General features: G+C 30.1%; 13 protein-coding genes. 3 read left to right on the top strand and 10 right to left on the bottom strand.

The features are described from left to right. Positions 1 to 11: 11 nt before the first annotated feature. Positions 12 to 485 carry a nucleoside deaminase gene (locus JOP69_RS05725; protein WP_203394387.1) on the bottom strand — a complete coding sequence of 158 codons (474 nt, stop codon included), beginning with the start codon at positions 483 to 485 and terminating at the stop codon, positions 12 to 14. 89 nt (positions 486 to 574) lie between these two features. Beyond that, a complete protein-coding gene (fumC, locus tag JOP69_RS05720; protein WP_203394388.1) occupies positions 575 to 1,972 on the bottom strand; it encodes a class II fumarate hydratase in 1,398 nt (465 codons plus the stop codon). A gap of 161 nt (positions 1,973 to 2,133) precedes the next feature. Here fumC and JOP69_RS05715 point away from each other — a divergent pair, with 161 nt between their 5' ends. Further along, entirely contained in the window at positions 2,134 to 2,307 is a 174-nt protein-coding gene (locus tag JOP69_RS05715; protein WP_036821348.1) for a hypothetical protein, read from the top strand. A 295-nt stretch (positions 2,308 to 2,602) separates the two neighbouring features. Here the strand turns inward: JOP69_RS05715 and JOP69_RS05710 are convergent, their stop codons facing one another. The 5 genes from JOP69_RS05710 to JOP69_RS05690 form a co-directional block, all read right to left on the bottom strand. After that, complete coding sequence (locus JOP69_RS05710) at positions 2,603 to 3,058, bottom strand: hypothetical protein (protein WP_203394389.1); 456 nt, start codon at positions 3,056 to 3,058, stop codon at positions 2,603 to 2,605. Between the two features lie 154 nt (positions 3,059 to 3,212). Then, positions 3,213 to 5,675, bottom strand: a complete 2,463-nt coding sequence (locus JOP69_RS05705; protein WP_203394390.1) for a TonB-dependent receptor — start codon at positions 5,673 to 5,675, stop codon at positions 3,213 to 3,215. Between the two features lie 101 nt (positions 5,676 to 5,776). Next, complete coding sequence (gene arsC, locus JOP69_RS05700) at positions 5,777 to 6,118, bottom strand: arsenate reductase (glutaredoxin) (protein WP_203394391.1); 342 nt, start codon at positions 6,116 to 6,118, stop codon at positions 5,777 to 5,779. 151 nt (positions 6,119 to 6,269) lie between these two features. Then, positions 6,270 to 7,367 carry a peptide chain release factor 2 gene (prfB, locus tag JOP69_RS05695; protein ID WP_203394392.1) on the bottom strand — a complete coding sequence of 366 codons (1,098 nt, stop codon included), beginning with the start codon at positions 7,365 to 7,367 and terminating at the stop codon, positions 6,270 to 6,272. A 167-nt stretch (positions 7,368 to 7,534) separates the two neighbouring features. Further along, positions 7,535 to 9,997, bottom strand: coding sequence for a hypothetical protein (locus tag JOP69_RS05690; protein WP_203394393.1), 2,463 nt, complete (start codon positions 9,995 to 9,997; stop codon positions 7,535 to 7,537). Positions 9,998 to 10,083: 86 nt separating this feature from the next. Between JOP69_RS05690 and JOP69_RS05685 the strand changes: the two genes are divergently transcribed. Beyond that, on the top strand, positions 10,084 to 11,103 hold the full coding sequence (locus JOP69_RS05685; protein WP_203394437.1) for a low specificity L-threonine aldolase: 1,020 nt from the start codon (positions 10,084 to 10,086) through the stop codon (positions 11,101 to 11,103). On the opposite strand, the gene JOP69_RS05680 is transcribed toward JOP69_RS05685, so the two are convergent. From JOP69_RS05680 to JOP69_RS05670, 3 genes are read right to left on the bottom strand one after another with little or no spacing between them, the layout of a single operon-like run. Beyond that, the gene (locus JOP69_RS05680) at positions 11,100 to 11,540 is read right to left on the bottom strand and encodes a hypothetical protein (protein WP_215602658.1); all 441 of its coding nucleotides are present in this window, start codon (positions 11,538 to 11,540) and stop codon (positions 11,100 to 11,102) included. The genes JOP69_RS05685 and JOP69_RS05680 overlap by 4 nt on opposite strands. A 53-nt stretch (positions 11,541 to 11,593) precedes the next feature. Then, positions 11,594 to 12,208 (bottom strand): hypothetical protein, encoded by a 615-nt coding sequence (locus JOP69_RS05675; protein WP_203394395.1) that lies wholly within the window; start codon positions 12,206 to 12,208, stop codon positions 11,594 to 11,596. 4 nt (positions 12,209 to 12,212) lie between these two features. Further along, positions 12,213 to 12,707, bottom strand: a complete 495-nt coding sequence (locus JOP69_RS05670) for an RNA polymerase sigma factor (protein ID WP_203394396.1) — start codon at positions 12,705 to 12,707, stop codon at positions 12,213 to 12,215. Between the two features lie 119 nt (positions 12,708 to 12,826). Here JOP69_RS05670 and JOP69_RS05665 point away from each other — a divergent pair, with 119 nt between their 5' ends. Beyond that, positions 12,827 to 13,720, top strand: a complete 894-nt coding sequence (locus JOP69_RS05665; RefSeq protein ID WP_203394397.1) for a MerR family transcriptional regulator — start codon at positions 12,827 to 12,829, stop codon at positions 13,718 to 13,720. The last annotated feature ends 45 nt before the right edge of the window (positions 13,721 to 13,765 follow it).

Here is a 13,765-nt window from a genome sequence, read left to right as displayed (position 1 = left end):
TTTTTTAAAACTTAATATTCAGTTTTGTCTTGTTTCTCTGCCCATTTATTAAAAGGCTCTAGTGCAATTTCTCTACCTATTTGTTCAAAGGGAATACTTCTTTTTTCATAAGGTAAAGGAATTTCTTTGTAGATAAACTCGTCATCAAAACCAATTTTTGCGGCATCTTGCTGATTACTTCCGTAAAAAACTTTGTCTGGTCTAGCCCAATAAATGGCACCTAAACACATAGGGCAAGGTTCGCAAGAAGTATACACAATACAACCATCTAACTGAAAAGAACCAATATTTTTACAAGCATCTCTAATTGCTGTAACTTCTGCATGTGCAGTTGGGTCGTTGGTAGAAGTAACTTTGTTATTTCCACGACCAATTATTTTTCCATCTTTTACAACGATACAACCAAATGGACCGCCTTCATTGTTATTCATTCCTTTTAAAGCTGCTTTTACAGCTTCGCTCATAAATTCTTCGTGTTTGTTCATCTTCATTTTCTGTTATTATGATTTATTTATTTTAGCCAAAAAAAGCTGCATTAGATATGCAGCTTTTAGATAATGTAAAATTAATATTTTTATTTTAAACTACCCGTCATTTCTTCTGGTTTTACCCATTCGTCATATTGTTCTGGAGTTACATAACCTAAACGTACTGCTTCTTCTTTTAAAGTGGTTCCGTTTGCATGTGCAGTATTTGCAATTTCTGCAGATTTATAATACCCAATTTTAGTATTTAAAGCAGTAACTAACATTAAAGAATTATTTACCAATTCTGTAATTCTTGCATGATTTGGTTCTATACCAGCAGCACAATTTATATCAAAAGATTTACAAACATCTCCAATTAATTGAGCAGATTGTAAAACGTTTGCAGCCATTATTGGTTTAAAAACGTTTAATTCATAATGCCCTTGAGCACCACCAATTGTTACGGCAACATCATTACCCATAACTTGTGCAGCAACCATAGTCATTGCCTCACATTGTGTAGGGTTTACTTTTCCTGGCATAATAGAAGAACCTGGCTCGTTTGCTGGAATAATAATTTCTCCAATTCCAGATCTTGGACCAGAAGCCATCATTCTAACATCGTTTGCTATTTTATTTAAAGAAACTGCAATTTGCTTTAAGGCTCCATGTGTTTCTACTAAAGCATCGTGAGCTGCTAAAGCTTCATATTTATTTTCTGCAGTAATAAAAGGCATTTCTGTAAAATCTGCAATATATTTAGCAACCAATACATCGTAACCTGCAGGAGTATTCATTCCTGTACCTACTGCTGTACCACCTAATGCTAATTGAGATAAATGCTCTAAAGTATTATTTAATGCTTTTAAACCGAAGTTTAATTGTGCAACATAACCAGAAAATTCTTGACCTAAAGTAAGTGGAGTTGCATCCATTAAATGCGTTCTACCAATTTTTACCACGTCTTTAAATGCTTCAGATTTTGCTTTTAAAGTATCTCTTAATTGTGTAATTCCTGGAATTGTAGTTTCTACAATTTTCTTGTAAGCAGCAATGTGCATACCTGTAGGAAATGTATCGTTAGATGATTGTGATTTGTTTACATCATCATTTGGTTGAATCACTTTTTCTCCTTCACCAATTACTTTTCCTGCAATTTCTTGCGCTCTATTAGCAATTACTTCGTTCACATTCATGTTAGATTGTGTACCAGAACCTGTTTGCCAAATAACTAAAGGAAATTGGTCGTCTAATTTTCCTTCTAAAATTTCATCACAAACCTGTGCAATTAAATCTCTTTTTTCTTCTGTTAAAACACCTAATTCTGCGTTTGTATATGCAGCTGCTTTTTTAAGATAAGCAAAACCATAAACAATTTCTAAGGGCATAGAAGCCGGAGCACCAATTTTAAAGTTGTTTTTAGAGCGTTCTGTTTGTGCACCCCAATATTTGTCTGCAGGAACATTTACTTGTCCCATAGTGTCTTTTTCGATTCTATATTTCATAATTATAATGTAAATTTTAGATATAACAAATTTACAAAAAACTATGTTTACAGAAAGTTGATATTTATCATTTTTAGATAAGTAAAAAAAATATTTTTTTGATGCCTATTTTTTTAAAAATAAATATTATTTTTGCAATAATAATTTTACAAAATATACAAATGTTAGATTTTTCAGAATTTTCAGGATTGGTTTTATTCATGTTTATTTTTACAGCTGGTTTCTGGTTGTTAATATTCTTATTAACATTTGTGGTTCCTTATTGGATTGGCGGAACTATTTGGGAAAACATGAAATTAAAAAAAGAAGCAAGAAAAGCTGCAGAAGGTAAGTAGTCTTTAAAACACATATAATTTATAAAAAGAAACTCGTTCATTTAATTGAACGAGTTTTTTTTGGGCGTTACCACAAGGGTCGGGCTTTTTGTTACAAGTCCTCGTTTTTTACAAAAAAGTAAAAACCTGTGGGCTTTTCACTACAATCCCTAACGCGGGCAAACTTGCAAGAACGTTGTTGTGTTATGAAAAGTTGCGTTTTAAGTGAACGGCTATTTTCCGAAGGAAAATAGAAGTTTACAAAAAAGTAATTAACTTTGATTAAGCAATTTTTTATACACGGTGTTGTGCCTAGTTATTTTATTTTTATTTCGTTCAGATTTAGTTCAAATATATTTCCAAATTTTTCATCTTCGTTTTTTTTAATTTGAATGTTATTCCAAGTTAATTCTAATCGTATTTCTTTGTTTTTTCCGTTCTCAATAACTGTAATGAAAATTGGAATATTTTCTCTTTTCGTTTTATAGAATTTGAGTAGATTTTCCGTTTTCCCAAAAAGTTGAGAAGTCAGAGGTGAACCTAATTCAATATTAATTCCGTTCGCGATTGGTTCAATTTCGATAAACCCTTTTTCAGAACTTTCATTTTCTAATCCGTGAAGAAATTCAATTGTCGGAAGTTTTATTTTTTCAATTTTTAGTGATTCCGATTTTATATTTCCGACATATTTAATTCTGTATATTCCGCAAGCTTGTCCAGAAGTATATTGAATTGATAGGCTTAAAATTAACAGTATAAATATTCTTTTCATTCGTTTTTTTAATTAGGCACAACTTGTTATAATAAACAAAGGATTTACAAATATGCCCGCGTTAGGGATTGAAGTAATTGTTTGAGCTCTTTTTTCTTTTTCAGAAAAAAAGCGAGTACGGAAAGCCCGCTCGAACGCCCAAATTTAGAAACTTTTAAAAAGCATCTCCTCCGCCATCATCTTCTCTATTTTCTCCAGATTTTCTATTTTTTTGATTTTTATTCTGGTTAAACCTATACGTAAATGTTAAAGAAACTTGACGCATTCTTCTCTGAAACGTTTGGTCTGTAATATTTGTAGGATTTTCTCTACTTGGTGCATAGCCCAAAACTTGGTATTTTCTAGAGTTAAAAAGGTCGCTAACATTAAGTACTAAAGTTCCTTTATTTTTTAAAATATCTTTACTAAAAGCTAGGCTTGTAGATAAAATACCTTCTATATTGCTTTGAGCATCGGTTTTTGGGCCATAATAAAAAACTCTTGTTTGGGATTGAATATCCCAAGGAAGTGTAATTTTTGCATCTAAACGTGTAAACCAGGCTTTGTTTTTTGTATCAAAATTTTGAGTAATTGGAGTAATATCATTTGTGCTAGGGTCTGTTACATTATACGTATATTCTCCTAGTGTTTTAAACTGATAAAAGTTGAAACTACCCGAAAAACGCACTTTATTGCTAGCGTTATAGTTTGCTGTAAACTCAAAACCAGATCTGTCTTCTGAAGCTAAATTAATAGGTTGTCTTACCAAAATATTGGTTTCTTTGCCGTTTATAATTCTAACATCCTGCCTGTTAACTCTAGTTATGTTATTTGTTGAATGTTGATAATAAATAGAGGAGTTTAAGGTTAATTTGCCCCATGTATTTAAATATCCTAAATCGAAAGAGTTGGTGTATGTTGGGTCTAAGTCTACATTTCCTTTATAGAAAATAACTTCACTTTCTCTACTTTCAAAAGGGTTTAAGTATCTAGAGTGTGGTCTTCTTAATCTTCTGCTGTATCCTAAAGTAAAACTTTGGTCTTCTGTTAATTCGTAACCGAAGTTTACCGTTGGAAAAAAGTCGGTATACTTTTTATTGTAACTTTCTTTGGTATTAAGTAATGAAATATCAATGTTTGTTATTTCTGCTCTTATACCTAAGAGGTAAGAAAACTTGTTAATCTTACTACCAAATTGTGTATAAAAAGCATTTACATTTTGAGTAAAGGCTAGGTTATTAGAAGGATTGTATGCTGCAGCTAAGTTTGGGGCAACTACAATATAATCTGATGTTAAGTCTTGAAAACTACCACGGTAACCTGCTTCAAATTGTGAGTTTTTACCAATTGGCAACACGTAATCTGCTTGAAGTAAGTTATCTAAAGAGAGCTCGTCTGTTGTATTTGTTTCTGGGTTTGTATCTGTAATTATAGCAAATTCATTTTCAGAACTAGCGCTGTGTTGTAAATCTACAGTCAATTTTTGACCTTTATCGTCTAAATTATTTGTATAATTTAAAGAGAATTGAAGTGTTTGATCTTTTTCTGATTCATCTTGTATACGTAAAGAATTGTATAAAGCGTTTTTGCTAGTATCAAAAGAATTAATGCTATTTGTAGAAATATTATCATTATTAGAATCTCTTACAAATATAGTACCTGTAATAGAACTTTTTTTGTTGAGGAAATATTCTAAACCAAAATTAGCATTAAAACCATTTCTAAGTCTTTCATTATCTCTATTTTCTATTCTTATACTATCTACAGTATTGTCTGTTAAATAAGTAATATTAGAATTGTAAATACCAGGGTTTCTGCTATTATTATAACCAATGTTAGAAAAAACGTTTATTTTTTCTGTACGTAAATTTAAATTTACACCGGCTTGATAATTTTTAGGATCTCCGGCAGTAACATTTACAGAGCCATTAAAACCAGAAGCTTTTCCTTTTCTTAAAATGATATTTAAAATTCCTGCGGTTCCTTCAGAATCGTATCTGGCAGAAGGAGATGTAATAACTTCAACTCTTTCTATTGCGTCTGATGGCAATTGCTTTAATGCTTCTGCGCCAGATAAACCTACTAAAGCAGATGGTTTTCCGTCTATTAAAATACGAACGTTTTCGCTACCTCTTAAGCTTACAACTCCATCAGGATCTACGTCTACAGAGGGTACGTTATCTAAAACATCTGAGGCGGTACCACCTTTTACGGTCATGTCTTTACCTACATTATAGATTTTTTTATCTAAACGAATATCTACGGTAGATTTTTCTGCAACCAATACCACTTCATCTAAAATACTAGAATCTTCATGTAGTTTAATGGTTCCTAAATTTTTGTTTGCTATTATTTCTTGATTAGGTAGTTTTAAGGTTTTAAAAGAGATAAATTCAATACTAATCTCGTAAGTTCCTTTAGGAGTTAGAATTCTAAAATTTCCTTTTCCATCTGTGATTCCCCCAGATATTTTTTGTGTTTTACTGTTTTTTATAACAACGGTTGCATATTCTAACGGTTGGTTTGTGTTTGCTTCAATAACCTTCCCAGTAATTGATATGGATTCTTTATTAGGCCTTTGAGCCAGTAAAATAGTTGATGTTAGTAAAAAGAATAATAAAAATGTAGTTTTTTTCATGTGTGCCTTTGAATAGTAGTTCAATTAAGACAGCAAAGTTCTTGCTAAGTTTAACTAGATGTAGTTAATAAAAAGTTAAAGAAAACATAAAAAGGTTCTCCCTAAATGATTGATAAAATAGCTTCTGTTGGCCTTCCAATAACGGCTTTGTTATTGTTAATTACAATTGGGCGCTCTATTAACTTAGGGTTTTCTATCATTGCTTTAATAATTTGTGTATCTGAGAGTTCTTTCCCTTTAAAGTTTTCTTTCCATATTTTTTCTGTTTTACGAACCAATTGAATAGGAGTGATGCCTAATAATTGGATTATTTCAGTAAGTTCTTTCTCTGTTGGAACGTCTTCTAAATATTTAACAATTTCAAATTCTTTTTTAGAGTTTTCTAAAATTTCTAAACCTTGTCTAGATTTAGAACAACGTGGATTGTGGTATATTTTTATCATTTATAAGCCCCTTTTAATTTCCCCAAAGGGGAAAACACTCTGATGGGAAAATGAGTGTTTTTTTGTTGTTTTTATTTGTTTTTAGACCTCATAGGTTTTTTAACTTGTGAGGTCTTTTATTTCACAAGAGTATTTCTTCCCTTCGGGAAGATTAAGATGGGCTTTTTTGCCCATTTAACATTAAATAAGCTTTTAAAAACGGGTTGATATCTCCGTTCATTACGTTGTCTACATTACCAGTTTCATAGCCTGTTCTTACATCTTTTACCAATTTATAAGGATGCATAACGTAGTTACGTATTTGGCTTCCCCATTCTGTTTTTAGCTTTCCAGATTCAATCTCGTCTCTTGTTGCTTGTTGTTTTTGTAACTCTATTTCGTATAATTGCGATTTTAGCATTTTTAAAGCTGTAGCTCTATTATCGTGCTGAGAACGCGAGGAAGAACAAGAAATTTGTATTCCGGTTGGTTTGTGTGTTAACTGAACTTTGGTTTCTACTTTGTTTACATTTTGTCCGCCAGCACCACTAGAACGGGCAGTTACAATTTCTATATCCGCAGGGTTTACTTCAATTTCAATAGAATCATCTACCACGGGAAAAACATAGACAGAACCAAAGGTTGTATGGCGTTTTCCGTTAGAGTCGAAAGGTGAAATACGAACTAATCTGTGTACGCCGTTTTCTCCTTTTAGCCAACCAAAAGCATAATCGCCTTCAATTTCTATCGTAATTGTTTTAATACCAGCAACATCACCGGCTTGATAATTGAGTGTTTTTAATTTAAAACCTTGCTTTTCTGCCCACATGGTGTACATTCTAGACAGCATTTCTACCCAATCGCAGCTTTCTGTTCCGCCTGCACCTGCATTAATTTGTATGGTGGCAGAAAGAGAATCTCCTTCATCTGAAAGCATATTTCTAAATTCTAGATCTTCTAAAAAAGTACTTGCTTTTTCAAATTGTTCTATAACTTCTGCTTCTTCAACTTCGCCTTCTTTGTAAAACTCATACAAGACGTTTACATCTTCGTTTAACGAAATGGTTTTATTGTAGTCTTCTACCCACTTTTTTTTGAAACGAAGTTCTTTCATTAGAACTTCTGCTGCTTTTGGATCGTTCCAAAAATCTGGATCTACCGTTTTTTCTTCTTCGTTAGCAATTTCAATCAGTTTTTTATCAATCTCTAAATAAGATTTTAGTTTTTCTATTCTTGTAGCAATATCTTTAAGTTGGTCTTGTGTAATCATAAGTTCTACAAAAATAAATGAAATTTTAAGATTACTTGTTTTATATGTTGATAGATATTTTAATTCCACATAGATTCGCAAAGAAAAAGACAGAGATTCATGGAGTAATAAAAATTTTCTGTGAAACTCAGTGAAAACTTAGCGTAACTCTGCGAAATAACTAAAAGTTATTCCACCATAATTTTACTTGTACCATAGACTGGGATTCCGTTTTCTGTAATTCCTTCAACTTCTATTAAGTAATTGCTTTTAGAGTCTGATGTGAAAAATGAAATAGAGACATCTCCTGTTTTTGTAGTTTTAATTTTAGGAACCCAATGTAATGTAGTTCTAATGTCTGCTTTTGTTTGTTCTTCAATTCCGTTAATATGGTCTGGTGCATAAAACTCTTTAGCGGTATAAAAACCTACGGCTTTAAAATCTATAATACCTGGTTTTCTTTTTACGTTTTTACTAGAATTATATCCTTCTCCAGATTTAGAGTAAATAGAAACTACGGCACCATTACTTGTAAATACAGAAGCTTCTCCTCCTAAAAGTAAATCTATAAAAGAAACATCAGAGGCAGAGATAACTGTTAAATCTGTTACATCTATAGGTACCTCATCAAACATAATTAGAGGTATGGTTTTAGAACCAAAACTTTTAACGTACACCGTGTCTTGTTCAATGTAGACTCCGTTTACATTAAATAATAAATCTAAAGCAGTACTTCCAGAATTGCTATCTGCTGCATCAAACCTTCTAAAAGAACCTCCGTAAGAAGTTTTTGCGTCCATTTCATCATTTCTTTTACTTTTTTCATCTTTTAAAGAAGTGCTTATTACTATTTCGTCTAAAACATTTTGTTGCTGTTTAAAAGTGGAGTCTAATTCTTTTAAATAATTTTCATAATTTAAAAAAGCACTCATACTTTTCTCGTTATCTAAGTTTTTATTTAGGCTATCTCTTATTATTTCGGGTCTTTTTTTGTCTTTATCATGTATGATTAATACTTTTCGGTCTCTTTCTCTTTCCGATTTAAAGTTGGTTAATCTTGCTTCTAAAAGAACAGGAACGCTATCAAAGAATATATATGGACCATAACTAAATTCTCCTTTAGAATTGGATGTTTGAATTGGTTCTTGAGCAATTTTTTTTCCAAAAAAAGTAAATCTTGTAGGCACAGATTTTATTTCGTACGGAGCTTTCATTGCTAATGTTTTACCAGAAATGGTGATTCCTTTTTCTACTTTAAATTCAGGTTGGGGTGCTGTGTTGTATAGTAAGTTTTGCCAAGTAAAACGTCTCCAACCATTGGTACGCATAATTAAATCTAATAAATAAGAACGTTCTCTGTCGTTTTCTTTTTCAAAGAAATAGCCAGGGTTTTTTATTTTTCCTCTTAAATCTGAATTTAATAACAACCAAGTTTTAATATTTTCTACTTTATGGTCTTCTGGATATGCATTTAAATCTCGAACACTCATAGACAAATTGCTAATTAAGTTTTCTTTTTTTATGTTCTGTACATTTAAATTTAGATGTACTTGTTTTCGTCTACCATAATAATCTTTTGGTTTAGTTATGGTAACTGTAGCTTTATTATTTGCACTGTTAATAAATATAAGTCTTTCAGAAACTGGTTTTCTTTCAGGATTAAATAGTGTAATATGGATAACTCCGTTTTGAAGCGTTTTGTTAGAAATTTTTAAGGTTTGATTCTTTTTTTCTGTAGTTTGTGTAACATTATAAAGTAAATTTCCTCTTTGATGAATTACTAATGAAGTGCCAAATAAACCCTGACTAACATTAGATTGTAAATTAATTAAGAGTTCCTTTCCATTATTTAAAGCATTTAAAGTGTAACCATTTTCTAAGGCTTTTGGTAAAGGATATCTATATTCATTACCCTCTAATTCCATAAGTGCAAAATAAGTTTTACCTAATTCTGGTTCTAAATAGAAAAGCCCTAAACCAAATTTAGTAGAGGTGAATTCTGTTATAAATTGATTGTCATTATCTACAATAGAAATACTAATGGGTAGTTCATTAAATAAATTGTTTTTCAGCTTTATAGCAATGGCGCTCTTTAAATTATTTACCAAATAACCACCTTCTGGATAGAAGTTTAAATCAGGTTTAAATGAATTTGATTTTTTCTCTGTTTGTATATTTTCAGGTGTTTTAGTTACTGTTTTTGTTTTATCCAAAGATAAAATAGAAATTTCTTTTTGAAAAAATGAAGTTGGTTTTTCATTTCTCATATAATTGGTATAGGCTCTTATCAAATAGTTTCCGGGTACTGTTTTTTTTGGTATTTTAAAATTTCCTGCAGTATTAACATCATTCATAAAGAGTTTTTCTTTAGCAATAATACTGTCGTTGCTGTTTATTAATTCTGCATATAGTAAATTACTTTTATTAGACTTGGTATGCGTAACACCATTTACTAAATATGCAGAAAACCAAATATCATCTCCAACAGAGTAATAGGGTTTATCTGTATGAACATATACTTTTTCAGGATAATTTACCAAAGCATAATTATCTACCTTTTCCTTTATCAATTTTGTAAATAAATTTTCTTGAATACTGATAAATGAAGCAAAAACAAGAAGTGCAATAGAAAGGAAAATAAATTTTTTCATCAATGTATAATTTTAAAACTAAATTAACTTATTTTTCTATATGAGATATAAAAATTAAAGTATTTTTAGGTCTTATTATTTACATGATGATTATAGACTTAATTTCCGATACAGTGACTAAGCCAACAAAAGGAATGTTGGATGCAATGATGAATGCCAAAGTGGGTGATGATGTTTTTAAAATGGATCCAACGGTGAATGCTTTACAAGAAAAAGCGGCTGCCATGTTTGGTATGGAAGACGCATTGTTTTTTCCATCAGGAACCATGGCAAATCAAACGGCTATAAAACTACACACACAACCTGGAGATTTGGTTATTTGCGATAAATATGCACATATTTATAATTACGAAAGTGGTGGAGTAGCCTTTAATTCTGGTGTTACTTGTAAGTTAGTAGATGGTGATAGAGGTATGTTTACAGCTAATCAAATAGAAGAAATGGCAGCGGTAAACCCCGAAATCTATTTACCGTATACAAAACTTATCTGCATAGAAAATACCACAAATAAGGGCGGAGGTGCTTGTTGGGATTTTGAAGAAATAAAAAAAATACAAAAGGTAGCTAAAAAAAATAATTTAGGTTTTCATTTAGATGGAGCGCGTTTATTTAATGCTTTGGTTGCAAAAAATGAAACTCCAAAGCAATATGGAGCGTTATTCGATACCATTTCTATTTGTTTATCAAAAGGATTAGGTGCACCAATTGGGTCTCTTTTATTAGGTTCTAAAAAAGATATCAAATACGCATTAAGAATTCGAAAATTGTTAGGAGGAGGAATGAGACAAGTTGGTTTTTTAGCAGCAGCAGGTATATATGCTTTAGATAATCATGTAGATAGGTTAGCTGAAGATCACTTAAAAGCAAAAGAAATAGGTGCTGTATTAGAAGCTGTTTCTTATGTTACTAAAGTAGAAACAATAGAAACGAATATTGTTATTTTTTATGTAGATAAAAAAATAGGAGATATAAATTTCATCAAAAAAATGGAACAAAAAAATATTCTCTTAACGCCAATGGGCGAAGGGAAAATTAGAATTGTTACCCATTTAGATTATACAGATGAAATGCATGAAATTCTTTTAAAAGAATTGAAAAATTTCTAGAAATAAAAACGAACAATTGGTGAAAAAGCAGAAGAATATACGCTTTTATTGCCAGGATATAAAACATCATATCTAAAACCAACAGCAAATCTACCTTGGTTATAAGCGGCTCCAAGATACAAGGCAGGGAAACTAGTGCTACTGCTAACGTTATTCGAAGTGTTTTTTGCAAAAGATTGTTCAAATTCTCCAGAAAGTTGAATGCCTATTTTGGGTATTTGATACAAAGAAATAATACTAGCTCCATAAACATTGGTTTTATTATCTTCATACTTGCTATAAATATAAGTTAAACCTGTACCTAAAGAAAAACCATTGTCAAAATTATAAATAGCACTAGGAGAAATACCAATTGTGGTTTGGTTGCCAAAACTCATACTAACACCACCACCAAATTGTACATTATCCCAGAAATCAATTTTTTCCTGAGAAATCATTGTAAACGAGCAACATAAAAACAAAAGAAGAAAATACTTTTTCATATTAGATATTAATTAGTCTCGTCTAATTTAGACAATTCTTTGTGATTTCTATTTAATTTTTTTAATAAAATTCCATAAAGTATTTGATAAAAGAGCCATAATACACCCAATAATACCAGTGTAACAACAAGAGTTAAAAGAATTACTAAAAATATTTGTTTGGTTTCTAAGTCTTCAGATTTAAAGTTTATTTCTGCAACCATAACAATTATCATCAACAAAGCCATAAAAACTAAATTAAAAAGTACATAGTTTCTTACCGTTTTTCTTGTTCTAAGAATTTTTTTCATTAAAACTTTGGTTGAATCAGAAGTAGATATGCTTTTATAATTTAAATAAAACTTTATTAAAAAATAAAAAATCACTAAATAGAATAATATATTAGAGATGTATATAAATTTTTCTAATCCAATTTTTTTATACTCAGCATAAGCTTCATCTAAGTCTATAAAAAAGTACAGAGAATTTAAACCAACAAATTCTATAATACCAATAATAAATATCCATTTTACAATAGATGACGACTTAGATTTTGTCATTTTATAGATATCAACAGAAGAAAATTTATTTTCTTCTTCAGGTTGATTTTTCCAAGTTGTTTTATATTTTTCTAATAAATCCATGCTGTTATGGGTTTAAGATGTTTTTTAATTTTTCTTTTGCTCTGTTCATTTTTACCCTTGCATTTACAGAAGATATTCCTAACGTTACAGAAATCTCTTTATAAGGTTTGTCTTCCAAGTATAAGAAAATGAGTGCTTTGTCAATATCATTTAACTGATGAATAGCTTTGTACAACGCTTTTAACTGTATTTCTTCTGTATCATCATAATCCGTTGCTTTAATCTTGTAAGCAAAATCAGTAATGTCTTGTGTTTTAACTCTTCTAGTAGATTTTCTATACAACGAAATTGCCGTATTTAAAGCTACTCTATACATCCAAGTACTAAATTTAGAATCTCCTCTAAACTTCGGATAGTTTTTCCATAGCTGAATAGTTATCTCTTGAAATAAATCATTATGCGCACTTTGGTTTGTAGTATAAATTCTACAAATTTTATGTGCTATATTTTGATTTTGTTCAAAATCCGCTAAAAAATTCTTTTCTAAAACTTTCTGCACTTGTTAGTTTTGGTTAGTTACTTATAAGTAGCTTAAATGTATGAATTGTTACAATTTTTATAAAATATATTTTATTCTTTCTTTTTTATCTAACTTTGTTGAACTTTAAATAAAATAGATTGAACAATATTAAGCAAGATTTTACTATCAAGGACCTAGAAAATATTTCTGGGATAAAAGCACATACCATTCGTATTTGGGAAAAAAGGTATAATTTATTGGTGCCTAAAAGAACGGATACAAACATTCGCTTTTATACTAATGAAAACTTACAGAAACTTCTAAATATTGTTTTGTTAAATAATAATAATTTTAAGATTTCTAAGATAGCTAAAATGTCTGAGGAAGAGCTTGTTTTACAATCTAGAGAATTGGCTTTTACAACTTCAATAAATGATGAAGCTATTAATTCTTTAAAATTAGCGATGTTTCAGTTTGATAAACTATTGTTTAACAATACTTATAACAAGCTTCTGCAAAAAAAAACATTTAAACAAATTTTTAAAGAAGTGTTTGTGCCTTTTCTAAATCATGTAGGTGTACTGTGGCAAACAGATACTTTAAAGCCAGCTCATGAGCATTTTATTTCGAATTTAATAACTCAAAAAATTTTAATAAACACAGAAAAAATTCAATATAACATAACTAACTCTTCAAAAACCTATGTACTGTTTCTTCCGGAAAATGAAATTCATGAAATAGGACTTTTATATTTAAATTACGAACTAGTTTTAAGAGGGTTTCAAACCGTATATTTAGGCCAAAGTTTACCTTTAAACAATTTAGATTATTTTTTAGAGAGTGAAAATGAAATTTGTTTTGTAACCGCATTAACTATAAGACCTTATGATGACGTAATTGAAGCGTATTTTAATGAAATTAATACGATTACTAACACTTATGGTAAAACATTTATAGCGGTAGGGCAAAAGGTAAATAAGGTAAAAGAGCTTGCATTAAATTCAAAAATACATCTATACGATTCTATTTCAGATTTGTTAAAAGTCTTATAATATTTAATGGTAGTTGTATTTTTGTTTAATAATAATGTATATTTG

This window comes from Polaribacter sp. Q13, assembly GCF_016858305.2.
In the GTDB taxonomy this organism is placed as follows: Bacteria; Bacteroidota; Bacteroidia; order Flavobacteriales; family Flavobacteriaceae; genus Polaribacter.
Note: the sequence above shows the minus strand (reverse complement) of the source record. Positions and strands in the feature narration are given on the sequence as shown.